This window comes from Hydrogenophaga sp. (assembly GCF_041633695.1).
Lineage (GTDB): Bacteria > Pseudomonadota > Gammaproteobacteria > Burkholderiales > Burkholderiaceae_C > Hydrogenophaga.
Window position 1 is genome coordinate 1 of record NZ_JBFJMY010000012.1, and the last position, 23,353, is coordinate 23,353.

Consider the following 23,353-nt stretch of genomic DNA (forward strand, 5'->3'; position numbering starts at 1 on the left):
CGCACGATCTCCTTGCCCTCGTCGATCATCTGCGCGCACTGGTAGGTGAGCGAGCGCACCGCCGCCGTTTTTGAAGCCATCCAGGCCAGCTTGTTGCGCACCACCTGCTGGTCCCAGAGCGACTTGCCAAAGGCCTGGCGCTGCTTCACGTATTCCACCGTCAGTTCGATGGCGCGCGAAGCCGTGCCCGAACTCAAAGCACCGACCACCAGACGCTCGTTCTGGAACGTGCTCATGATGTAGTAGAAGCCCTTGCCCTCCTCGCCCAGCAACGCGTCGTGCGGCACATGCAGGTCTTCGAGATAGAGCTCGGCGGTGTCCGACGAGCGCCAGCCGTGTTTTTCCAGCTTGCGCGCGATCTTGAGGCCCGGGTTGCCCTTCTCCACAATGAACAGGGAAAGACCTCTGCTGCCCTTGGCATGTGGGTCGGTGCGCGCGGCCACGATGTAGATGTCGCCGAACACGGCATTGGTGATGAACATCTTCGAGCCGTTGATCACCCAGCCGCCGTCCGTGCGTTCGGCACGCGTTTTCAAGCCCGCCACGTCGGAGCCGGCATGGGCCTCGGTCACGCAGATCACACCCACTTTTTCGCCCGCACAGGCTGCAGGCAGGTAGCGCTGCTTTTGTTCGTGGGTGCCGCGGTGTGCGATGTGCGAGAGCGACATGTCGCTGTGCACCGTGAGCGCGGAGGCCACGCCACCGAAGGTCGAACGCGACAACTCCTCACCCAGTACCAGCGACGACAGCGCACCCAGGCCGCCGCCGCCGTATTCCACGGGGTGGCGCATACCCAGAAAGCCCATCGCGCCCAGGTCGGTGAAGACGTGGCGAGGGATCTCGCCGCTGGCTTCCCAGGCGTCGCCATTGGGCACGATCACTTCGTCGACGTAGCGGCGCAATTGCTCGCGCACCATGCGCAAGTCTTCATCAACGATGTCGGGTTCACAGAAGTAAGGCAGGCTCATGTCACGTCTCCAAGTGGTTTTGCATTTATTATAGTCCGACACGTCGGGTTATTAAATGCCGTCGATATACCAGCACCCATGAGGGTCCGGGTACACTCACGCCTCGCAAAGGCCGCGCCAGCGGCTGCAAAGAGGGAACAGACATGCCACGCGTGCGATCCGATGACTACGACGCCAAAAGCCAGTCCATCATGGACAGCGCCGCCGCGCTTTTTGCGAAGGTGGGTTACCCGAACGCCAAGATGCAAGACATCGCGCAGGCCTGCGGCGCGACCAAGTCGATGCTGTACCACTACTTTCCGACCAAGGACGACCTGCTCAGCGCGATGCTGACCGAGCACCTCGAGAAAGTGATCGCGAGCGTAGACGAAGCGGTGGCCGGCAACAAACCCGTGAAGGATCGCTTCGCCGCCTTTGTGCTGACCTACGCGCAGAAATCGGCGCAATCGCGGCGGCGTCATGTGATCGCGATGAACGACGTCAAGTTTCTGCCCAAGGCCATGCAGACCCCTCTGCGCCAGCTTGAGAAAAAAGTGACCGACCAGGTGGCCGACCTGCTGCGCGAAATCCACCCAGGCTTGCAGGACAGCGTCTACAAGCCCTACACCATGATGCTGCTGGGCATGCTCAACTGGACCGACTACTGGTACCGGCCGGGCGGCCCGATGAAATCCGACGAACTTTGCGAGCGCATCACGCGCCTGTTCCTGCTCGGGTTTCTGGCGGAAAAATAACCCGCGCGGCGGCATTCACCGCGCACATGCAGGCGCGCGCCGCTCATTTTTTCATCTGGTCGTAGTCGAGCACGACCTTCCAGCGCCCGTTCTGAATCTGGGAGAGGCGCGCCTCGTTGGTCGCCAGGTGCTTGGTGGGCGACCAGCTCATTGCCGGCATACCGAACGCAGCGCTCCGGATCAGGGGTGCTCACAACCCCCTTGGCCACGGGTGTCAACGGACCCCAACCGGCGAAGCCACACAAAGCCATAACACTTGCTTGTACGCAGGCTTAGGGAAATCCATTAATAGTCCGACTTGACGGTTTATTATAAACTTGACGGCTAAATCCTCACGGGCGCGCCTTGATGCCGCCCAGACACATGGGAGTCCAGATGCCAGAGCACCTTCCTGAGAGCGCCGATCGATGACCCAGCCCCTCTCATTCGCAGACCCGCGCATTGTCCAACTGCGCGATACCGTTCGCGACCATGTGCGCGAACAGATCGAGCCACACGGTGAGGCCTGGGAAGACACGGGCACCACACCGCACTCGGTGTTCCGGGGGCTGGGCCAACTCGGCTTGCTCGGCCTGTGCCATGCGCACGCAGACGGCGGCAATCCGCTCGGTCCCATCGCCTCGGTTGTTTTTGCCGAGGAAATTTCGGCATCCTCGTTCGGCGGCGTTGCCGAAGCGGTTCTCATCCACACCGACATGTCCTCCACCCATATCGGACACCGAGGGACGCCGGAACAACGCCAACGCTACCTGCCGGGCATGTTGTCGGGCGAACTCATCTGCGGCATTGCCGTGACCGAACCAGACGCGGGCTCAGATTTGGCTTCCATGCAGACGCTGGCGCGGCGCGATGCAGATGGCTGGGCATTGAACGGCGTGAAGACCTATGCCACCAACGCCTTGCATGGCGACGTGATGATCGTGGCCGCTCGCACCGACCCAAGCGCCAAGCCCAGCCGGGGCATTTCGCTGTTCATCGTGGAGCGCAACACACCTGGGCTTGAGATCCGGCCCATGCCACGCAAGCTTGGCCTGCATTCCTCCGACATCGCCGACATGGTGTTCGACGGAGCGAGATTGCCAGCCGACAGCCTTCTGGGCGTTGAAAACGGCGGCTTCCAAGCCATCCTCGCGAACTTCCAGAACGAACGGCTGGTTCTGGGTGCCATGGCGGTTGGACTCGGACGCCGCGCGCTTGAAATCACGCTGGACCATCTGAAATCGCGCAAGGCGTTCGGCGGCACCCTGTGGGATCTGCAAGCGACCCGCCAGAAACTGGCCATGCTGGCTGCTCGGCACAAGGCAGTGACCACGCTCGTGCACGACACCGCCGTGCGGATGGCCCAAGGAGAAGACTGCGTGTGCGAAGTCTCGATGGTCAAAGCTCTGGCCGGTGAAACGGTGCAGGACATCATGCGCGATTGCCTGCAACTGCATGGAGGAGCGGGCTACATGAGCGACTGCCCGATCGAACGCATGACGCGAGATGCCCGCATCTTGACCATCGGCGGTGGGGCTACCGAAGTGATGCTGGAAGAAGTGGCCAAACGGCTCAACAAGGAGGCTTTCCAATGAGCAACGAAGAACGCGTGAGAGTTGAAGTGAGAGCAGACGGGGTTGCCTGCGTCACGCTCGTGCGAACCGACAAATCCAATGCCCTGGACGGCGCCATGTTCGACGCATTGATCGCCGCTGGCGAGCGCCTGCGGAACGAACGTGGGGTTCGGGCGGTGGTCCTGGCTGGCGAAGGCAAGGGCTTCTGCGCGGGCATCGACATGCAGGTTCTGGCGGACATGAAGGATGGCAGCATTGCAGGCACGCGCGACCTCGTTGCACGTACCCACGGTCTGTCCAACCGCTTTCAGTACGCCGCCTGGATCTGGCGCGAGTTGCCGATGCCGGTCATCGCGGCCGTGCACGGCTTCGCACTGGGCGGTGGCTTGGAGCTCGCGCTGGGCGCCGACATGCGGTACGCAACGCCCGACGCCCGTCTGTCGATCATGGAGGTCAACTGGGGGCTGGTACCGGACATGGGTGGCACCGTGCGTTTCTACGACCTGATGCGCGACGACGTGGTGCGCGAACTTGCTTTTACGGGCCGCGTCTTCCCAGCCGCTGAGGCGCTGAGCTACGGTCTCGTGACCCGCGTCGACGCCGACCCGCACGCGCTGGCCTGGGCGACCGCCCGCGAAATCGCCGAACGCAGCCCGGACGCGGTGCGTGCGCTCAAGCGCCTGTTTGCGGGCCAGAGTTCACGCGCGGCTGCCGCAGGTCTGCTGGCCGAGACCGTCGAGCAGCAAGCGTTGCTGGGCACACCCAACCAAATGGAAACCGTATTCGCCTCCCGTGAGGGTCGCGCGCCGGTATTCATCGGGTGAGGCCCCCCCTACCGATCTCTTCCCATTTTTCGGCCTGCCAACGAGGCCGGCTCCTGGAGTCCATTGTGCTGAACCTTGACAACGAATACCTCTCCGACGAACACCGCCAGTTTCGTGAACAGCTCCGCCGCTTCGTTGCGCGAGATGTGGTCCCGCGAGCGGCGGAGTGGGAAGCAGCAGGCATGCTGCCGCGTGAGCTGTACCAGCAAATGGGCGATCTCGGGTTCCTGGGCCTGGCCATTCCGTCGGATTTTGGCGGCACCGAGCTGGACGCACGCGGAACGGTCGTCTTCGGCGAAGAAATCGGGCGTTCGAGCTTCGGCGGCTTCGCCGCATCGATTTCCGACCACGCCGACATGGCCGCGCCGGTCATCGTGCGCGCAGGCACCGAAGACCAGAAGCGGCGTTTTCTGCCCGACATCGCATCGGGCCGACGTGTCCTGGGCTTCGCAGTCACCGAGCCCGGCGGTGGCTCGGACCTGACGCGCATGAAAACGACCGCAACCCGCCAAGGCGAACATTGGATCTTGAATGGCCAAAAGACCTTCATCACCAACGCGCTCTCGGCCGACGTCTTCATCACCATTGCCCGCACCGATCCGCAAGCAAAGGGTGGCAACGGCTTTTCCATTTTCGTCATCGAGAAAGGCGGCCAGGGTTTCACCACCGGCAAGAAGTTCGACAAGACGGGTTGGTGTGCGTCGGACATGAGCGAACTGTTCTTCGACAATTTCGCGGTGCCAGCCGAGAACATGCTGGGCGAAGAAGGCAAAGGTTTCTACATGCTGATGCAGGGCCTTGAGCGCGAGCGCATGAGCATGTGCGCACAATGCGTTGGCATGATGGAGCGTGCACTCGTCATCACACTCGAGCACGTCAAGACGCGCTCGGCCTATGGCCGCACACTTTGGGATCTGCAGGCCATCCGGCACGAGCTGGCCGGCTACGCCACCGAGCTCAGCGCGGCCAAGTTGTTGCTCTACCACGCCGCAACCAAGAAAGACCGTGGTGAAAGCGTGCGCCTGGAGACATCGATGATGAAGTCCCAGATCCCGCAGATGCTCAAGCGCATGGCAGACGCCTGCGTGCAGATGCACGGTGCGTCCGGCTACATGCGGGGCACAGAAATTGAACGCATCTTCCGCGATGCCCGCCCCTACTCGCTGGGCGGCGGGGCTGCTGCCGTCATGCTCGATGAAGTCGCCAAACTGCTCTGAAACAAGGCCTGGAAGTCCCATGAACACGCTTGAATTGAACGACCCGCTCTGCATCACCGAAGAACTGCGCATGCTGCGCGAACAGGTGCGCCGCTTCGTCACCGAAGAGGTCATCCCGGTCGCCGACGCGTGGGAACGCGAAGGCCGCGTCCCCCGCGCCATCTTCCGCCGTCTGGGCGGGTTGGGCCTGCTGGGCATGCGCCACCCGGTCGAGCATGGCGGCACCGACATGGGCCCCGTCGCCTCCGTGCTCTGGGCCGAGGAACTCGGCCGCAGCGGCTACGGCGGCGTGCCGGCCTCCGTGTTGGTGCACACGGACATGTCCTCCACGCATATCAGCCGCCGTGGCACCGACAAGCAAAAGCACAAGTACCTCCCCGGCATCATCCAAGGCGAAAAGATCGTGGCCATCGCGGTGACCGAGGCGGGTGCCGGCTCCGACGTTGCAGGCATGAAGACGCGGGCAACGCGCGACGGAGACCACTGGGTCATCAACGGCTCCAAGCTGTACATCACCAACGGTGTCCACGGCGACCTCTACATCGTCGCGGCCCGCACCGACCCGCAAGCGAAGGGCAGCCGTGGCATTTCGCTCTTCATTGTCGAGAAGGGCACGCCCGGTCTGGTTGTGGCGCGCGAGCTGGACAAGCACGGAGACCTGTGCTCGGACACGGCAGAGCTGTACTTCGACAATCTGCGGGTGCCGGCCGAGAACATGCTGGGCGAGGAGAACAAGGGCTTCTACGCCGTGATGGACAACTTCCAGAACGAGCGCCTGGTCATGGCGGGCAACAGCATCGGATCGAGCCTGCGGGCGATCGAGATCACACTTGACCACGTCCGGACGCGACAAGCCTTCGGCGGCACGCTATGGGACCTGCAAGCCACACGCCAGAAACTCTCGATGCTGGCGACCAAGGTCACGGCCGCGCGCGCGCTCACCTACTCCGCGGCCGAACTCGAAGCGCAAGGCAGAGATTGCGTGCGCGAAATCTCGATGGCGAAGATATTCGCGTGCGAGGTGAACGTCGAAGTGGTCAACAGTTGCCTGCAATTGCATGGCGGCAGCGGCTTCATGCGCGGCATGGCGATCGAGCGCATGACCCGTGACGCCCGTATTCAGACCATTGGCGGCGGCGCCACCGAAGTGATGCTCGAGGAAGTTGGAAAGCGCCTCTGACCCGAACAGAGCCGGGGGCGCGGCACCTCAGCGGCCCGTAAAAACCGGCTTGCGCCGTTCCGTGAATGCGCGCACGCCCTCAGCAAAACTCTCGCCATCGATCAGCTCCTCCTGGCGCGCACACTCAAGGTCCAGCTGCTGCTCCAGCGTGTTGGTCTCCGCTGCGGCAAACAGGGCACGGGCCTCAAGGATCGCATGACAAGGCAGTTCGGAGAGCTGCAGGGCGATCCGCATGGCCTGCGGCTGCAGTTGCTCGTCGTCCACGCAGTCCCAGATCAAACCCCAGTCTGCGGCCTTCTGCGCCGGCAGTTTGTGTCCCGTGAGGGCCAGCCCCAGGGTGCGTGCGCGGCTCATGGCACGGGGCATGACCCAGCTAGCCCCCATGTCCGGCACCACGCCCAGCGCCGGAAAAAACGGCAGGTAAAAATAGGCCGATCGGGCCGCGATCACCATGTCACCGGCCAGCGCCAACCCAAAACCACCGCCGGCCGCCACGCCGTTGATGGCGCACACCACCGGCACCGGCAGCTCGCGCAGCCCCACCACAACGGGGTTGGCGTGCTCGTTCATCAGTTTGCCGACGTACTGTCCAAGCGAGCAGCCCTCCTGCGGTGTGTGCAGACGCTGCATGTAGTGCGAGAGATCGGCGCCGGCGCAAAACGCCCGGCCCTGGGCGGTCAGCACCACAGCCCTGACCAAACGGTCTTCTCGCACACGGTCTATCGCATCCACCAGCTCAGCCAACAAGTCATCTCCCAGGGGATTCATGCGGGCCCCGTCGTTGAGCGTCAGGGTGGCCACACCCGCCTCCACCGCGTACAGAACAAAAGGCTGCTGCGTCATGCGCATGTACTCCATTCAGAATCGGAAAAGCGGCGGAACAAGGGGCACCAGTCCCTCGTCCGCCGCACCGGGCATTGGTGGACGTTACTTGACCTGCTCGAACTGCATCGTGGCGGGGTTGGCCTTGAGCAGCTTCAGCTCTGGCATGGACAAGTGCTGGGTCGGCGAGAAGGAAATGGGCGAATTCAAGACCCCGGTATCGAAGTTCTTGACTTCATCGAGCTTCTTGATCGTGCATTCCCAGGTCAACGCTTTGCCGCAGCCGCGCATCGCTTCAAACAGCACTTTCGCACCTGAATAGCCGGTGAGCGTGAACCGGTGGATGCGCTCCACATCGGCCGCAGGCAAATGCTTCTTGGCACGCTCGATGAACGCCTTGCCTTTGTCGCTGCTGAGGGCGACCACATAGTCCATGGTGTACACGTTCTCACCAGCGGACCCCATGAGCTTGACGATCGCGGGGACTTGCGCCACGTAAGAGATGCCGACCGGTACATCCTTCAGGCCGATGCGCTCAAGTTCCTTCACCATGGCGACGTTCTCGCTCAACACCCCGCCGGCATAAATCGCGGTGGCGCCCGACTCCCTGGCACGCAGGATTTCCGAAGAAAAATCCGACTGGCCTTTCTTGTAGATGGTCTTGAAGGGGGCATCCAGCTTGCGCGCTTTTTCGGTGATTTCGAAACCGACGCGGGTCATCTCGCCATACTCATCGTCTTGCGAAATCAGGCCCCACTTGCGCCCAGGGAAGCGGGCATCCAGCGCAGCGGTCAGCTGTTCGGTCACCAACGGGTGGCGGGTGCCCAGCACAAAGATGTTCTTCGAAATCGGCGTGTGAACATCGTCCGAAAAGCTCAGCGAATTGATCACCGGAATGCCGGACTGGCGAATCAGAGGAAGAACCGCCTGGCCCTGCGCAGAACCCGACATCGAAGTCAAGGCGAACACCTTGTCCGAATTCAGCAGCTTGCGCACCCCTTGCACCGTGCGTGCGGGCACATAACCATCGTCTTCGAAGATCATTCGGACCATGCGGCCGTTGATGCCTCCAGCCTCATTGACCTCGGCGACCGCCAAGCGCACACCGATGGTGTGGGGCACGCCCAGCAACGCGGGAGGACCGGTCATCGGCACGATGTCGCCGATGACGATCTCGGTGTCCGTCACCCCTTGCTGGGCGACGGCGGAAAGGGCGGTGCCGGCGGTCAATAAACCGATGGCAGCCAGATGGATCAGAGTGCGTTTCATGTTGTCTCCTTGTGGTTGAAAGATGGAGGTGTCGCTGGGGAAAATGGGGATCAGTAACGCAGGGGCCAGAACACCCAGGCCTGGCGGATGTCGTGCCAGATGCCGCGCAGGCCACGCGGATCAAAGCGCAAGAATCCGATGATGGCCAGCCCGTACAACACGCTCTTGATTTCGTGAGCGCTGGTGGTCATCACCTCTTGCAAGGCGCCACCAACCCCGTGCATGAGCGTGCTGAAGACTTCGGGCAGCGTCACGATGAAAATCGTTCCGAGGACGGCGCCCAGCACCGAGCCCAGTCCGCCCACGATGATGATGGCGAGCGCCTCGATGGACAGCAGGAACGGGAAGGCTTCGACACTGACGATGCTCACGTACATGCCCATGAGCGCACCGGCAACCCCGGTGAGCGCAGCGCTGATCAGGAACGCCAACAGCTTGTAGCGCACCAGGCTGATGCCCATGGTGCGCGCGGCGATGTCGTTGTCGCGCACCGCCACCAGTGCCCGCCCGAAGGACGAGCGGCGCAGGTTGAGCGTGACCAGAACGGCCAGAGTGCACATGAGCAGGCAGAACCAGTAGAAGGCGCGGTCGCTGGAGAGGTCAAAGCCAAGCATCGTGGGCCGCTCCACCATGATCCCGCTGCCCGCGCCGGTGAACTGGCCACCGGCCAGAATGCCGGCGCTCACGATGTAGCTGAAAGCCAGCGTGGTGATGGCCAGGTACAGCCCATGCAAGCGCAGCGACGGCAGGCCCACCAGCAAGCCGAAGAAAGCCGGGGCCACCGCCGACAGGACCAACGCCAACTCCGGCGGCAGACCCAGGCGCGTGACACCGATCGCATAGGAATAGGCGCCCAACATCAAAAAGCCCACATGTCCCAGCGAGATCAGTCCAGCGAAACCGGTCAGCACCGTCAGGCCCAGCGCACCGATCAAGGTGAACAGGATGATGATGACGTAGGACAGCACGAAGTTGCTCAACAGAAAGGGGGCGGCCACCAACGCCACCAGCAAGAGCAATACCCACGCCTTGACGGTCGGCGAGTCCGTGAGGACGATCAGGCCGTCGTAGTGTTCTTTGAAATATCCACTTCGCATCAGACTCTTTCGATTCGTTTTTCGCCAAACAGCCCAAAAGGGCGCACCATGAGCACCACCAGGATCAGCATGAAGCCCGCGACCTCCTTCAGGCCGCTGCTCAAGTAGCCGCCCACCAGGTTTTCGAACACGCCAATGATCAAACCGCTGACGCCGGAGCCCAGCACCGAGTCAAAGCCGCCCAACACCGTGGCCGGAAACGCCTTGAGACCCAGTGCGAACACCGTGGGGGTGAGGCCGTAGATCACCGCAAACAGGGCCCCGGCCAGACCCGCCAGACCGGATGCACAAGCCCACGCGACGGACTGCACCCGCGCGGTGGAAACCCCCATCAAACGCGCCGTTTTCTCGTCGGCGGCCACCGCCCGCATCGCCACGCCAAAGCGGCTGTGGCCCAGGAAAAACCAAAAGCCCGCGACCGCCAGCAGCAGGGCTGCGATCACCCCCAACTGGCTCACGCGCATGCCGATATCGCCCATCTGCACAATGTCGTCTGCACCGGCGACCTCGAACTTGTGAGGCGATGCGCCCCAGATGATGGTGACCACGGAACGCAGCACCACGGCCAGCCCTACGGTCACCAACACCACCGACAGCACCGGCTCGCCCAACATGGGCCGCATGACCAGGCGCTCGCAGATCAGGCCCAGCACCGCACCAATCGCCACCGCCAAGAACACGGTCAGGATGCTCCCGGTACCCAGCGTGGTCGCCAGCGCCCACGTGGCGTAGGCGCTGAGCATGCCCATCTCGCCCTGCGCAAAGTTGACGATGCCCGTGGCCTTGTAAATGACGGCGAAGCCCATGGCCACCAGGCCGTAGATCGCACCGACCGCCAGGCCGGACACCACCAGTTCAACAAAATAGTTCATTGCGCGCCTCCATAAATGATCTCGAGCTCGCGTGCGAACTTCTTGTTGATGAGCCCGCGGCGCACCTTCTGGGTTGCGGTGAGCTCGCCGTCGTCGTGGTCGAGCTCCTTCTCCAGCAGCACGAACTTGCGCACGTTCTCTACGCGTGCAAATCGCGCGTTCACCTCGTTGATCACGCCCTGAACCAACTCAAGCACTTCGGGTAACTGGGTGAGCGATTTGTAGGTCGTGTACTGCAGGTCGCGCTCGGCGGCCCAACGGCCGACCGTGTCGAAGTCGATCTGAACGAGGCCACCCAGGAACTTCTTGCCCTCGCCCACGACGATCGCCTCGCGCACGTAGGGGCTGTCCTTGATCGCGTTCTCGATCTCGGATGGTGCAATGTTCTTGCCACCGCTGGTGATGATGATGGCCTTCTTGCGATCGACCACCACGATCTCACCATCGCCCCGCTTCTCGACGATGTCACCCGTCGCGATCCAGCCATCGGCCGACAAGATGTCGGCTGTGCCCTTGTCGTCGAACAGGTATCCCTTGAACACACCGGGCGAGCGCACAAACACCTCACCATCTTCTTGGAGCCGCCACTCCACACCTTCCATGGCCGGGCCACAGCTGCCCGAAATGAATGGCCGCCCGGGCACCTGGACGAAGGCCAGGCCACCGGCTTCGGTGAGACCATAGCCCTGCCCCACCGGGAGCCCGATGATGTCGAAGAACTTCAGCGTCTCCGGCGACACCGAGGCACCACCACACATGCGGGTGTGCGTGCGGTTCAGCCCCATGTGGCGTTGCATGTTGCGGAACAACAGCAAATACCAGAATCCGAACTCGATCCGGTCAACCAGGCCTGTGAGCCGGCCATGCTCGGCCCGGTGGTCCGACAACACGCGGCCACGTTTCATGCCGACGCGGTAGAGCCAGCGCTGCGCGCGGCCGCTGTCCTTCATGCGGAATTCGAAGCCCTGCTGCAGCTTCTCCCAGATGCGAGGCACACCAAGAAAAAAGGTCGGCCCGATCTCACGGATGTTGGTGGCCACCGTGTCGATCGATTCTGCAAAATTGACGCAGCCACCCGCGATCAGGTGCTGGACTGTGGAATAGGTGCGCTCGGCCACGTGGCACAGCGGCAGGTAGCAGACCGACTCGAACGGCTTGTCCGTCATCTGGCGAGCGACCATGTACGCGTAAGCACCGTAGACAAAATTGCGGTGCGTGAGCATCGCGCCCTTGGGTGGGCCGGTGGTGCCCGAGGTGTAGACGAGGATGTTGACGTCGTCGGGCAGCAATGCGTCGATCTGCGCGTCCAGCCGAAGCTCGGCCTGCGGGTCCTCGGCCACGAGTTGGTCACCCAGTTCGAGCAGATGCCCGAACGCGTGCGGCCGCCCCGCCTCGTAGTGGCGCAAGCCTTTCATGTCCACACAGAAGATGTGTTCCAGGTGCGGCAGGCCGTTGCCCTCGCGCATGGCATCCAGCACTTTGTCGGTCTGCTCCTGATCGCCCGCGATCGCCAGCTTCGCCTGGCAGTGGCTTGCGATGTATTGCACCTCCGCCCATGGGTTGGTGGGGTAAACACCCACCACCTGCACGCCGATCATTTGCGCGCCCAGGTCGGCGTAGAACCATTCGGGCACGTCTTCGCCCGCGATGATGATGCGGTCGCCGCGCTGCAAGCCCAGTTGGGTGAGGCCATGCGCAACCCGGCGCGCGATCTGGTAGTACTCCAGCCAGGTTCTGCCCTGCCAGATGCCGTGGATCTTTTCCCGCAGCGCCACCTGCGAGCCCCGCTCTTGCGCGCGTTGGCGCAGCAGGCCGGGCATGGTGGCTTCGCCACAGATCAGTTGCGCGTGCTCAAACATGCTCGGCCTCCCCGCCCAGGTAGGCCCGCAGCACCACCGGATTGGCGGCCACTTCCGCTGGCGTGCCCTCCGCAATCAGCATGCCGAAGTCCAGCACATAGATGCGGTCCGAGAGGTCCATCACCACCTTCATATCGTGTTCGATCATGAGCACCGAAATTCCAAATTCGTCCCGGATATCGAGCGTGAACCGCGCGATGTCTTCCTTCTCCTCGCGGTTCATGCCCGCGACGATTTCATCCAGCAGCAGCAAGCTGGGCTCACACGCCAGCGCCCGCCCGAGTTCCACACGCTTTTGCTGGCCGTACGCCAGTTGAGACACCGGCTTGTCGCGCAACTCCTCGATTTCGAGGAATTCGATGATTTCTTCGACCTTGCGGCGCGCCGCGATCTCCTCCCGCCGTGGCCGCCCCCAGAACATCAGCGACTCCAGCACCGTGTAGTTGAAATGCACGTGGCGACCGGTGAGCAGGTTCTCCACCACCGTGCCGTGCTTGAACAAGGCCAGGTTCTGGAAGGTGCGGCCAATGCCGGCGCGCGCGTAGTCGGACGACTTCAGCCGCGCCGTGTCTTCTCCCTTGAAGAAGACCTGGCCCGCGCTCAGGTCAAGCACCCCACTGATGAGGTTGAAGGAAGTGGTCTTGCCCGCGCCGTTCGGTCCGATCAGGCTGACGATCTCGCCCGGCATGACCTTCAGGCTGACGTTGTTGACGGCGGTCACGCCACCGAACTTCTTCGTGGCGCCGCGCACGTCCAAGATGGGCGCGCTCATGACAACCACCTCTTGCGGCGCTTGTAGTGTTTGACATCGCGCAGGCTGGTTTGGCCCTGCTGGGCACTCAGACCCAGGTAGAACTCGCGCACATCGGCGTTGCGGCGCAGCGCTTCGCAGGTGCCGTCGAGCACCACGCGTCCGTTTTCCATGATGTAGGCGTAGTCGGCGATCGCCAATGCGCGGCTCGCGTTCTGCTCCACCAGCAAGATGGTCAAGCCGTTCTTTTCGCGCAGCATTTCGATGGCCGAGAAAATCTCGGACACGACCAACGGGGCCAGACCCAGCGAGGGCTCGTCCAGCGCGAGCACCTTGGGCCGGCTCATGAGCGCCCGCCCAATGGCCACCATCTGCTGCTCACCACCTGAGAGGTAACCAGCGATCACGTCGCGCTTCTCGACCAGGCGCGGAAACAGGCGGAACACGTTCTGACGTTCCTCGTCGAGCATCTGCCGGCTCTGCAGGTGGGCGCCTACCAGGAGGTTCTCTTCCACCGTGAGGGTGGCGAACAGGCGACGGCCTTCAGGCACTTGCACCAGGCCTCGGCGCACGATCTCGGGTGCAGCCGCGTTCTCGATGTTCTGGCCAAACAGCTGGATCGAGCCTTTTTCGATCTCGCCATCTTCGGCGTCCAGCACGGCAGAAATCGCCTTGAGAACGGTCGACTTGCCAGCGCCGTTGGAGCCGAGCAGCGCCACGATCTGGCCGGCCTGCACTTCGAGGGACACGTCGCGCACCGCCTCGATGGCGCCGCCATAGACGATCTGGATATTGTGAATCGCCAGCACGGAAGCTTGGGCGTGCGCCGCACCCTTTGGAGGGGCGGCGGCTGTGGGTAGGAGAGACATGGGTCTGAGGTTCGGGGGCTTTGCTGTGTTGAGAAATATGGGCTTCGGACTTTATTATTAGTCCGTCCCGTCGGTCTTTAATTGATGCGATTATGTCGTTGAAAGGCCGCCTCCGCTGCCTAGGATTTACCCTAGGCTGGGCGAAGCAAGCGCCAAAAGGTCCTTCAAGGCGATGCTGGTGTCCGCCAGTGCTTGCGGATCGGCGCAGGCCCCAGCGGCCACGGCCTTCTTGGCCAGCATGAAGTCGGCCGGGCGGTTGACCGCATCGACGGCAATCACCCGGCCCGCGCGCAAATAGAACGCGCAGAAACTGCGTTCCACGAGCGAGCCGCGCACGACGCACGCATCGTGTCCGTCCGCCAGACCGGTCATTTGCAACTTGAGGTCGTACTGGTCCGACCAGAACCACGGCACGGCGTGGTTGGGTCTGGGTTTGTCACACAGCCAGCCTGCTGCTGCGCGTGCCTGTTCCAGCGCGTTGGGCACGGACTCCAAGCGCACGCGGCGGCCATACAGCGCACTGTCGTGCACCGTGCAGTCGCCGGCGGAAAAGATATCGGGGTCGGAGGTCACCGCGTGTTCGTCCACCACGATGCCCCCCTCCACGCGCAGGCCTGCCGCCTCCGCGAGTGCGGTGTTGGCCAGCATGCCGATGCCGACGATCACCACGTCCGCCGGCAGACGGGTGCCGTCACCGCAGAGCACGGCAGTCGCCGCACCCGAAGCATCGCGCTCTATCGCTTGCACGGAAGCGTTGGTGCGCAGATCGACACCGGCTTCGCGGTGCACAGATTCGTAAAATGCCGAGAGCGTCGCACCGGTGACGCGTGCGAGCACACGCGCTTGTGATTCGAGCACGGTCACCGTGGCGCCGAGTTTGCGCGCGGAAGCGGCCACCTCCAGGCCCACATAGCCCGCACCCACGATGACCACCCGCGCCCCTTCGCGCACCAAGCCTGCGATGGCGAGCGCGTCGGTCTGCGTGCGCAGACTGTGCAGGTTGCTCGGCGGCCCGCCCTCCATGCCGGGCACATCGAGCGCGCGGGCGCGCCCTCCTGTGCACAGCGCGAGTTTGGTGTAGGCCAGCGCGGTGCCGTCGTCCAGCACCACCTCATGCGCGGCCCGATCAATGGCACGAACGCGGCAACCCAGTCGCAAGGCGATATCCGATTTTTCGAAAGCGGTGTCCTGTCTCAGCGCAAGCGAGGCGGCGTCGACCGTACCGCAAAGAAATGCTTTGGACAGCGGGGGCCGGTGGTACGGCAAGTGGGACTCCTCGCCCAACAACACGATGGCGCCTGCCCATCCCTGCTGTCGCGCCGCGAAGGCCAGTTCGACGCCGGCATGTCCTGTGCCAATGACGACCAATGTCTCGGTGTTATCCATGCGGTCCCTAGCAAGTGATGGGCATTGGACTTATAGTCCGTCTAGTCGGTCTAATATAAAAGGGAAAATGCCACAATGCAAGCCAATATGACATCTGGGAGGAATTCGCCATGACGCGCGTACGGGCCAACGACTACGAGCTCAAGAAGCAGGTCATCCTGGACAAGGCGGTCGCGCTCATCGCTCAGAAGGGTTTTGACGGCGCGACCATGAGCGACGTAGCCGCCGCCTGCGGCGCATCGAAGTCGCACCTGTACCACTACTTCTCGAGCAAGGAAGACCTGCTCTACTCGATCGTGAAGGAGCACATCACCGAGCAGGTCGCCGTGCTGTCGGCCATCGTGGAAGAGCCGTTGCCCGCACCGGAGCGCTTCAAACATTTCGTGGACGCGTTCGTGCAGGAAGGCGCCAAGTCGCGCAACCACCATCTCGTTTTGATGAACGACATCAAGTTCCTGCCTCCGCTACAGCGCGAAGACGTGCGCAAACTGGAGTTGGAACTCATGCACCTCATGGTGGGTTTGCTGCGCGAGATCAACCCTGGGCGCATGGCCCCCGCCAAGGTGCACTCGCCATACGCCCTGCTGCTGTTCGGCATGGTGATCTGGACCTTCACCTGGTATGAAAAGAACGGTGCGATCTCGCCAGGGGAACTGGCCGATCGGATCTCGCAACTGTTCCTGGACGGATTTCGCGGGACCTAAAACGCCTTGCCCCGGCCCTCTCGCCGAGGAAAGAGACGAGAACAGGTGTTCAATTCACCGCCCGTTCCTTGCCCCGCCAGAATGGCTCGCGCAGCACGTTCTTCATGATCTTTCCGGCGCCCGACAGTGGAAGCGCGTCACTGAAGTCGACCGAACGCGGCACCTTGTAGCCGGCGATCTTGGTGCGGCAATGGTCGATGATGTCCTTCGCGCTGGCCACCTGCCCGTCTTTGAGTACCACCACCGCGTGCACGGACTCGCCCCACTCCGCATTGGGGATGCCGATCACGGCACAGTCGCGCACGGCGGGGTGCGCGTACACCGCGTTCTCAACCTCGCGCGAGTAGATGTTTTCGCCACCGCTGATGATCATGTCTTTCACGCGATCGACGATGTAGATAAAACCGTCTTCGTCCATATAAGCGGCATCGCCCGTGTGCAGCCAACCATCGCGCAGCGCGGCGGCAGTAGCCTCGGGCTTGCGCCAATAGCCGATCATGACCTGCGCGCCGCGCACCGCGATCTCGCCATTGGTGCCGCGTGGCAGTTCCATGCCATCCTCGCCCACGATGCGCACGTCAACGCCGTAGGCAGCACGCCCGGCGGCCAGCCGCTTGCTGGGCATGTCCTTCTGGTCAAAGTGGTAGCGCCAAGGCAGGCTCACCGTGAGCGCGGCCGACTCCGTCATGCCGTAGCCTTGAATGAATTCCCAGGTGGGCAGCTTCTCCATGGCGATGGCCAACACCTGCACAGGCATGGGCGAAGCACCGTATTCACAGTACCGCACGCTGGTCAGATCGTACTGGCCAAAGCTCGGGTGGTTCACCATCATGTTCACCATGGTCGGCACGAACAGACAGTAGTTGACGCGGTGCGTCTGGATCGCGTCGAACGCCAGCAGCGCGTCAAACTTGGGCAAACACACATGGGTGCCGCCAGCCAGTGTGAGCGCAATGGCCGGCGAGCAGCCTGCCAGGTGAAACAGACCGGCCGAGTGCATGTACACCGTGTCCTCGTTGAAGTGCAATGTTGCAATCCAGTTCACCGAAGCGGCGATGAAATTCTTGTGCGACAGCATCACCCCCTTGGGGTTGCCCGTCGTACCGCCGGTGTAATAAATGCCGCACAGTTCGTCGTCCCGACCGCATTCGTCGGCCATGGGTTGCGTTCCGGCGATCAGCGCCTCATAGCCGGACATTCCGGTGGGTGTATCGCCCTCGCCCGCATGGATCACGTACGCCATCGCATGGCCCGCGAGCAGTTGTGGCAGCTGTGGAGCAAAGGCATCGTCCACGATCAAGGCCTTGCACTGCGCGTCGTCCAGCGTGTAGATGTTCTCGGGCACAGCCCAACGCGTGTTGAGCGGGACCAGCACCAGGTTGGCCCAGGCGGCGGCAAAAAAAACCTCGATGTAGTTGTCGCTGTTCAGTGCAAGAATGCCCAGCCTGTCACCCGGTTCCAGCCCCAGCGCCCGAAAAGCCGCTGCCGCCCGAGGCACGCGCTGGCCAAGTTCGCTCCAGGTGCGCTTGCGGCCAGAAAAGATGGTGGCGGTGTGGTTGCGCCGGGTCTGCACGGCACGTGTGAGCGCCTGTGTCATCTGCATGGTGGGTCTCCTGTCTTTCTGACTTCAGAGCGCGGGGTGCTTCTGCGGTTCCGGGTAGCGGGGGTAACCCTGGGCCACACCGTATTCGCTGATCCCGACACCCACACGGCCGTCGCAACTCGCACGCACCACATGGTCTCCGAGCGTGCGGGCTCTGGCACGCGTGGCTGCGTCGTCAAGGTCCCAGACGTCGTGCTCGCAATGGTAGTCCCCCTTGTGGTCGCCGTGGTTCCAGCCGTTGAAGCCCCCGTAGAGACCACCTTTCAAGTAGAACCGGGCCTCTTGGCCTTCCATGCGCACGGTGCGCGAAGGGCCTTCGGCGAATTCGAGCGTGAAGCTGCCGGCAACGATGGTCTGGCCCAGCGGGTCATCGGCCCATTCGAGCTCGTGGGTCGCACCGGTGGCCTCGCGGTGCGTCACGCTGCCGTCGGCGGCGCGCACGAACTCGGACGCCGACAAGTAGTGCGGCTTGCCGGGCTCGCGCTCCTTCAAGAAAATGGAGATGCCCATGTCCTCGAACTGGAACATCGACCAAGTCCAGAAGAATGCGCTGTGCTGCTGCACCGGGGGTGCCGCCTCGTCGGTCCGCATTTCGGAGCGAATACCCCACGAGTGGTCGCGCTGCCCCCACCACAGCTGCGGCGTCACTTCGTGGCGTGCACCATTGATGACGAACCAGCCGCTCCAGCGGCCGAACTGCGAGATGCGGACCATATCCTCCTCGACCTCGCCCTTGCGCTCGCGGTAGTTCTGTTTTTCCTGCGCGGCGGGAAAGCTGGCCTCGAAGTCCAACGCGAAGCTGAAACCGGATCCGTTGTCCACCAGGGTGAGCCGGTGCCGCTTCATGCCCTCAACCACCTCGATGCGCAGCGGCCCCGCGCCGGCGTCCAGTGGCGTCACGCCCAGCGTTCTCGAGGCGCGAAAGTTGTGCTGCTTGCGGCCCACGGTGATGCCCGCGAACACGTCCATCACGCCCTTGTTGGGGTAGTAGCCCATGCCAATGTCGATGATCATCGGCGCGCCATCTACCGTGCCCGAAACGGGGTGCAGCGTGTACCAGTAGCGCTCGGTGAAGCGGGCATCACCGTTGCCGGCGCGCTGGGTAAATGGTGCAGGGGCCTGGTGGCCGATGAGGTCGTCTTGGGCAAATATCATGTGTGATCTCCTTGTGCGTCGGCTTGCGGGCGCGGCGCGGTCATTGATGAAAAATCGGCGCTGGGAACGAGACGCCGCTGCGCCTTGAGCGTGTTGCGAAGCGCCGTTCGAATCAGGTCGTGCAGGTCCTCTCGGAGTGACGACGACAGCCCCCCTGGTGTCGAAAACAACCAGTCGGTCAGCAATGCGAAGCGGCGCTCAGCGTCCGCCAGCGCGGCCTGTAGAGCGGCCTGCGTCACGGATCCAACCGACGCGGCGACTGCAATGCCGACCGGTACGGTGGTACCGGCAGCGGCGATGCGGGCCGCAGCTTGCGAGAGGCAGGATTCGAGCAGATCGAGTTGTTCGCGCGTCACGTCGGGCGACCACACCACCATGCTTTCGACCTTGCCCAGCACGTCCAGGACGCCGGCCAGCTGGGAGCGTGCGTGATCGCTTTGCAGCTCTGGAAGAATTTCGTCGCGCAGCGCGCGGCAGATGCTACCCATCAGGGCTTCGAGTGACTGGTTCATCCGGCCTCCGCGATCAGCTTGTTGAGCTCCATGAGCGTGGAAGTGAGCTGGAAGCCCATCGCTGCCATGCGCACATCGCGCGAACGACCGGTCTGCACGCGGATCATGGCACCCATCAACATCGAGGCCATCTTGAACTGAACCAGCACCTCGTAGTAGCGCACGACCTCGTGCCTGACCCGCAAGCCCGTCATGTCCTGCCAGCGTCGGTAGAACGCCTCGCGGTCGATCAGCCCGCCGATGCGCGTGGTGCCCGCCGCGAAGGTGCGTAACCCAGCCCAGGCCAGGTCTTCGTGCGGATCTCCCAGGTGCACCAGCTCCCAGTCGAGGATGGCCGTGATGCGGCCCTCGTGCTGCAGGAAGTTGCCCACCCGGTAGTCACCGTGGACGATGGTGATGCGCTCGGCTTCGGGCGCATTCGCTTCGAGCCAGCGCATGGCGTAGTGCATCTGCGGCGATGTGGGGCCTCCACGCATCTGGGTATGCCTTGCCCAATAACGCGTCTCGTGTAGAGCGGCGGTTTGCGGTGTGATCGGGCCTTCGCGACCGTGGGCCCATTCGGCCAGCGGTGTGCCCGTCCAGTCAAAGGCGTGGATGGCGCCCAGCGCGTCTGCAAAGTCGCGGCCGAGCGACTGGTTGGCCGCTTCGCCACGCTCGTCCGCGCCACGCCAGGGCGTGGGCGTGTCGCCATGCACCCGCTGGGTGATGACGAAGGGCGCGCCCAGGATGCACGGGTCGTCGCTGTGCTCATAGGCCTTCGGAATCGGCAGGCCGGGCACGCTGGACAGCGCGGCCAGCGCCTCGTATTCGGGCCGTGAACTGTAGGGCGAGAACAGGCCGCCCGGGTCGCCCACGCGCAGAATCAATTCAAGCGGCTTCTCCCCCGGCGATGCGGCATTGAAGCCTATCGTCACCCAGGACAAGCCGGCGGGAAAGCGCTTTAGACCAGATACTCTGACGGGTTTGCCCCAGCGAAGGGCCAGCCACGCCTCTAGGCGCTCCGGCAATTCGGGTGCAGCAGGATCGAATACAGGGTTCACGGTATCGGTGTTTCCGGGCAACGTCATGTCGTTGACTTGAACAGCAGGTGCGGCAGCCACAGGGAGATGGCCGGCACGGCGGCGATGAGCAGGATGCGCGCGAGGTCCGCCACGATGAACGGAATCACACCGCGCACCACGGCCATCATCGGAATGTCGGGCATGACGGAGCGGATCACGAAGAGGTTCACGCCAATCGGCGGTGTGATCAACCCCAGCTCCACCACCATCACGATCACGATGCCGAACCACACGGGGTCGTAACCCAGGGACTGGATGATCGGAAAGAAGATCGGGACCGTGAGCAAGATCATCGACAGGCTTTCCAGAACTGTGCCCAGCAAGATGTACACCACGATCATCAGAAGGATGACGCCGAACGGCGGCAAGCCACTGTCTTGCACAAGCTGTAGCAGGCCCTCATGGACGCCCGTTAGGTTGACGAACTCACCGAACAGCGCCGCCCCCAGGATGATCGCGAACATCATGGCCGAGGTGCGCGCCGTGTCCACCAGGATCGTGTAGACGTCCTTGAGCTTGAGCGAATGGTGGGTCAGCGCGAACACAAAGGCGGCCGACGCGCCCACGCCGGAGGCCTCGACGGAGGTGAAGAACCCACCGTAAATACCCCCCATGACCACACCGAAAATCAGTGCCACCGGCCACAGCGTGCGCAGCAGTGCCAGCTTTTCGACCTTCTCCATGCCCTCGGCCAGCGGGGCCACGGACGGGTCGCGCCAAGTCGACCACTTCACCGCCAGCACGTAGCCCATGATGGCGATGACACCGGGCACGATGCCCGCTGCAAACAGCATACCGATGTGGGTCTGGGTGGCCACGCCGTACACCACCATGATGATGCTGGGCGGGATCAAAATACCCAGGGTGCCGCCCGCAGCGACCGCCGCCGCTGAAAGGGAGTCGCCATAGCCAAGCTGGCGCATTGGCGGAATGGCGACTTTGCCCATGGTCGCGGCCGTGGCCACGCTGGATCCGCAAATGGCACCGAAGCCCCCGCAGGCCACCACGGTGGCCATGGCCAGCCCACCGCGGCGTTTGCCGATGAATGCCTGCGCCGCGCGGAACAGGTCACCCGAAATGCCGGCCCCTGCCACGAGGTTGCCCATCAGCACAAACAGCGGCAATACGATCAGCGAATACGCCAGTGTGCTGTCTTGGGTGACGGTGGCCACCATGCTCAACGCTGGTGTGAGGCCGTTGAGCAGCACATAGCCGGCAAAACCGGTGAACGCCAGCGCCGTGGCGATGGGAACCTGGAACAGAATGAACGAAAACGCAAAGAGAAAACCAAGGCAGGCTGCGAGCATCAGAGAACCTCGGTAGATTGCGGCGCACCTGACGCACCTGGATGGCGAACGGCGCGCGCCATGGCCAGCAGGAAGGCCATGGCACTGACGGCGGCCATGATGCCGATGGCGCCAAGCACCCAGGACAGCGGTACCTTCAAAAGCGGCGTGGCTTCACCATAGCTGGCTGCACGGATCGCTTGGCGCACCAGGCACCAGGCGATCAGCGCAAACACCACTGCGCCGACAGCACTGCCCACGGCGCGCTGCAGGGCGCGCAACTTCGGACGCACCTGGATCAGGTCCACGGTGATGTGCCCGAAACTCAGCGCCAGCAGGGGGTAGAGCGCGAACACCATCAGGGCCAACACCATCTCCAACAGTTCAGTGCCCCATGGCAGCGGGGCGTTGAACAGGTTGCGACCCACGACATCGATGAACACGGTGACCATCAAGATCAGCAAAGTGGCCGCGCCAATCGCCTCCATGGCTTGGGCGATGCGGCGACCGGAACGGACTGCAGACATGGCGGGTTACTGGGCGGCAGCGATGTCGGCACGCAGTTGTTCAAGAACCTTCTGCGGGTCGGACATGCCCTTTTTCTTCGCCTTTTCCATCCAGTCGCGTTCGATGGGCAGCAAGACCTTTTTCATCTCGGCCAGAGCCTCCGCTGGAAACACTTCGGCTGGTTTGCCTGCCTTGCGCATCAATTCAAATGCGGCTTTGTCGCCCTTGGCGTAGGCACGACCGATGTTGCGCGCAAACGCCTCACCGGAAATGCGGGAGATCGCTTCTCGGTCCTCGGCACGCAGCGAGTTCCATTTGTCCTCGTTGATGCCCAGCACCAGCACGGTGTTGTAGATGGCTCCCGGAACGATGGTGGCGTAAGGCACGAGCTCGGTCAGCTTGAACGCTGGAATCGATTCGGGCGGCATGAATGTTCCATCGATAACGCCCGAAGACAGCAGCTCATAGGTTTCGCTCACCGGCTTGGAAATCGGCACCGCCCCCATCAGCGTCAGCGCCTGCGTAGCGCTGGTCTGCGGGCTGCGAATTTTCAGCCCTTTGAAGTCCGCGAGGCTGCGCAATGGGCGCTTCGAATTGAACACCTGGCCGGGCGAGACGACGTAGACCGACAGCGGGTGAACACCTTTGAACTCGTTGTACGAAGCGAGGTTTTTTCGGTAGAAGCGGTCGGCCAGCGGCGCGAACACCTCGGGGTTGTCGCTCACAAAAGGCAGCTGCAAGACCTCCAACAGGTCAAAGCGGTTGGGGGTGTAGCCGGGAATGAAGATCACCAGATCGGCTTGGCCGTCGCGGGCTACATCAAACTGGGCCGGCACGCTGCCAACGACTTTGGGTGCCGTGTCGATCTTGACCCGACCCTGCGTGGCTTTCTCCACTTCGGCAATCCACGGCTCCACCACCTCCATGCGCATCGCCTGCCCCGGTGGCAGCCAGTTGGAGTATTTGAGGACGGTCGTCTGCGCCACGGCGGGTGCGGCGAAGGCACTGGCAAAAACGATGGCTGCGGTGAGCCTGGGGAAGGAAATGCGCATGCTTGTCTCCTGGGTTGAGTTGGCGTGAGAACGAACAACAGTTGGCAAGCTATATAATAGTCCGACGGGACG

Annotated in this window: 22 protein-coding genes; 6 read left to right on the forward strand and 16 right to left on the reverse strand. The window is 63.0% G+C overall.

All coding sequences use genetic code 11. From position 1 onward, the window contains the following. The coding region (locus ABYB95_RS01495; protein ID WP_372656655.1) for an acyl-CoA dehydrogenase family protein at positions 1 to 968 on the reverse strand (968 nt) is incomplete at its 3' end. 143 nt (positions 969 to 1,111) lie between these two features. On the opposite strand from ABYB95_RS01495, the gene ABYB95_RS01500 reads away from it, so the two are divergent. The 5 genes from ABYB95_RS01500 (at position 1,112) to ABYB95_RS01520 (ending at position 6,476) form a co-directional block, all read left to right on the forward strand. Continuing rightward, positions 1,112 to 1,702, forward strand: a complete 591-nt coding sequence (locus ABYB95_RS01500) for a TetR/AcrR family transcriptional regulator (protein WP_372656656.1) — start codon at positions 1,112 to 1,114, stop codon at positions 1,700 to 1,702. Positions 1,703 to 2,109: 407 nt separating this feature from the next. Then, positions 2,110 to 3,276 carry an acyl-CoA dehydrogenase family protein gene (locus tag ABYB95_RS01505; protein WP_372656657.1) on the forward strand — a complete coding sequence of 389 codons (1,167 nt, stop codon included), beginning with the start codon at positions 2,110 to 2,112 and terminating at the stop codon, positions 3,274 to 3,276. Then, complete coding sequence (locus ABYB95_RS01510) at positions 3,273 to 4,079, forward strand: crotonase/enoyl-CoA hydratase family protein (RefSeq protein ID WP_372656658.1); 807 nt, start codon at positions 3,273 to 3,275, stop codon at positions 4,077 to 4,079. Before ABYB95_RS01505 ends, ABYB95_RS01510 begins: the two co-directional genes overlap by 4 nt. A 65-nt stretch (positions 4,080 to 4,144) precedes the next feature. Continuing rightward, positions 4,145 to 5,296, forward strand: coding sequence for an acyl-CoA dehydrogenase family protein (locus ABYB95_RS01515; RefSeq protein WP_372656659.1), 1,152 nt, complete (start codon positions 4,145 to 4,147; stop codon positions 5,294 to 5,296). A gap of 19 nt (positions 5,297 to 5,315) precedes the next feature. Continuing rightward, a complete protein-coding gene (locus ABYB95_RS01520; protein ID WP_372656660.1) occupies positions 5,316 to 6,476 on the forward strand; it encodes an acyl-CoA dehydrogenase family protein in 1,161 nt (386 codons plus the stop codon). Between the two features lie 27 nt (positions 6,477 to 6,503). On the opposite strand, the gene ABYB95_RS01525 is transcribed toward ABYB95_RS01520, so the two are convergent. From ABYB95_RS01525 to ABYB95_RS01560, 8 genes are all read right to left on the reverse strand, one after another. Further along, positions 6,504 to 7,319: an enoyl-CoA hydratase-related protein gene (locus ABYB95_RS01525; RefSeq protein WP_372656661.1), complete on the reverse strand. Its 816-nt coding sequence runs from the start codon at positions 7,317 to 7,319 to the stop codon at positions 6,504 to 6,506. Positions 7,320 to 7,403: 84 nt separating this feature from the next. Continuing rightward, the gene (locus ABYB95_RS01530; RefSeq protein WP_372656662.1) at positions 7,404 to 8,567 is read right to left on the reverse strand and encodes an ABC transporter substrate-binding protein; all 1,164 of its coding nucleotides are present in this window, start codon (positions 8,565 to 8,567) and stop codon (positions 7,404 to 7,406) included. A 50-nt stretch (positions 8,568 to 8,617) separates the two neighbouring features. Then, a complete protein-coding gene (locus tag ABYB95_RS01535; RefSeq protein ID WP_372656663.1) occupies positions 8,618 to 9,664 on the reverse strand; it encodes a branched-chain amino acid ABC transporter permease in 1,047 nt (348 codons plus the stop codon). Beyond that, on the reverse strand, positions 9,664 to 10,536 hold the full coding sequence (locus ABYB95_RS01540; RefSeq protein WP_372656664.1) for a branched-chain amino acid ABC transporter permease: 873 nt from the start codon (positions 10,534 to 10,536) through the stop codon (positions 9,664 to 9,666). Before ABYB95_RS01540 ends, ABYB95_RS01535 begins: the two co-directional genes overlap by 1 nt. Continuing rightward, the gene (locus ABYB95_RS01545) at positions 10,533 to 12,395 is read right to left on the reverse strand and encodes a long-chain fatty acid--CoA ligase (RefSeq protein WP_372656666.1); all 1,863 of its coding nucleotides are present in this window, start codon (positions 12,393 to 12,395) and stop codon (positions 10,533 to 10,535) included. Before ABYB95_RS01545 ends, ABYB95_RS01540 begins: the two co-directional genes overlap by 4 nt. Then, positions 12,388 to 13,167 (reverse strand): ABC transporter ATP-binding protein, encoded by a 780-nt coding sequence (locus ABYB95_RS01550; RefSeq protein ID WP_372656667.1) that lies wholly within the window; start codon positions 13,165 to 13,167, stop codon positions 12,388 to 12,390. Before ABYB95_RS01550 ends, ABYB95_RS01545 begins: the two co-directional genes overlap by 8 nt. Further along, the gene (locus tag ABYB95_RS01555) at positions 13,164 to 14,015 is read right to left on the reverse strand and encodes an ABC transporter ATP-binding protein (protein ID WP_372656668.1); all 852 of its coding nucleotides are present in this window, start codon (positions 14,013 to 14,015) and stop codon (positions 13,164 to 13,166) included. Before ABYB95_RS01555 ends, ABYB95_RS01550 begins: the two co-directional genes overlap by 4 nt. A gap of 126 nt (positions 14,016 to 14,141) precedes the next feature. Continuing rightward, complete coding sequence (locus tag ABYB95_RS01560; protein WP_372656669.1) at positions 14,142 to 15,401, reverse strand: NAD(P)/FAD-dependent oxidoreductase; 1,260 nt, start codon at positions 15,399 to 15,401, stop codon at positions 14,142 to 14,144. 110 nt (positions 15,402 to 15,511) lie between these two features. Between ABYB95_RS01560 and ABYB95_RS01565 the strand changes: the two genes are divergently transcribed. Next, positions 15,512 to 16,105 carry a TetR/AcrR family transcriptional regulator gene (locus tag ABYB95_RS01565; protein ID WP_372656670.1) on the forward strand — a complete coding sequence of 198 codons (594 nt, stop codon included), beginning with the start codon at positions 15,512 to 15,514 and terminating at the stop codon, positions 16,103 to 16,105. Between the two features lie 49 nt (positions 16,106 to 16,154). Here the strand turns inward: ABYB95_RS01565 and ABYB95_RS01570 are convergent, their stop codons facing one another. From ABYB95_RS01570 to ABYB95_RS01600, 7 genes are read right to left on the reverse strand one after another with little or no spacing between them, the layout of a single operon-like run. Then, a complete protein-coding gene (locus tag ABYB95_RS01570; RefSeq protein ID WP_372656671.1) occupies positions 16,155 to 17,708 on the reverse strand; it encodes a long-chain fatty acid--CoA ligase in 1,554 nt (517 codons plus the stop codon). A 24-nt stretch (positions 17,709 to 17,732) separates the two neighbouring features. Further along, entirely contained in the window at positions 17,733 to 18,863 is a 1,131-nt protein-coding gene (locus ABYB95_RS01575; RefSeq protein WP_372656672.1) for a hypothetical protein, read from the reverse strand. Then, positions 18,860 to 19,375: a hypothetical protein gene (locus tag ABYB95_RS01580; RefSeq protein WP_372656673.1), complete on the reverse strand. Its 516-nt coding sequence runs from the start codon at positions 19,373 to 19,375 to the stop codon at positions 18,860 to 18,862. The genes ABYB95_RS01575 and ABYB95_RS01580 overlap by 4 nt, the downstream gene beginning before the upstream one ends. After that, positions 19,372 to 20,442: a phosphotransferase family protein gene (locus ABYB95_RS01585; RefSeq protein ID WP_372656674.1), complete on the reverse strand. Its 1,071-nt coding sequence runs from the start codon at positions 20,440 to 20,442 to the stop codon at positions 19,372 to 19,374. The genes ABYB95_RS01580 and ABYB95_RS01585 overlap by 4 nt, the downstream gene beginning before the upstream one ends. Next, positions 20,439 to 21,743 carry a TRAP transporter large permease gene (locus ABYB95_RS01590; RefSeq protein ID WP_372656675.1) on the reverse strand — a complete coding sequence of 435 codons (1,305 nt, stop codon included), beginning with the start codon at positions 21,741 to 21,743 and terminating at the stop codon, positions 20,439 to 20,441. Before ABYB95_RS01590 ends, ABYB95_RS01585 begins: the two co-directional genes overlap by 4 nt. After that, positions 21,743 to 22,249, reverse strand: a complete 507-nt coding sequence (locus ABYB95_RS01595; protein WP_372656676.1) for a TRAP transporter small permease — start codon at positions 22,247 to 22,249, stop codon at positions 21,743 to 21,745. Before ABYB95_RS01595 ends, ABYB95_RS01590 begins: the two co-directional genes overlap by 1 nt. A 6-nt stretch (positions 22,250 to 22,255) precedes the next feature. Continuing rightward, a complete protein-coding gene (locus tag ABYB95_RS01600; protein ID WP_372656677.1) occupies positions 22,256 to 23,281 on the reverse strand; it encodes a TRAP transporter substrate-binding protein in 1,026 nt (341 codons plus the stop codon). Positions 23,282 to 23,353: the final 72 nt, after the last annotated feature.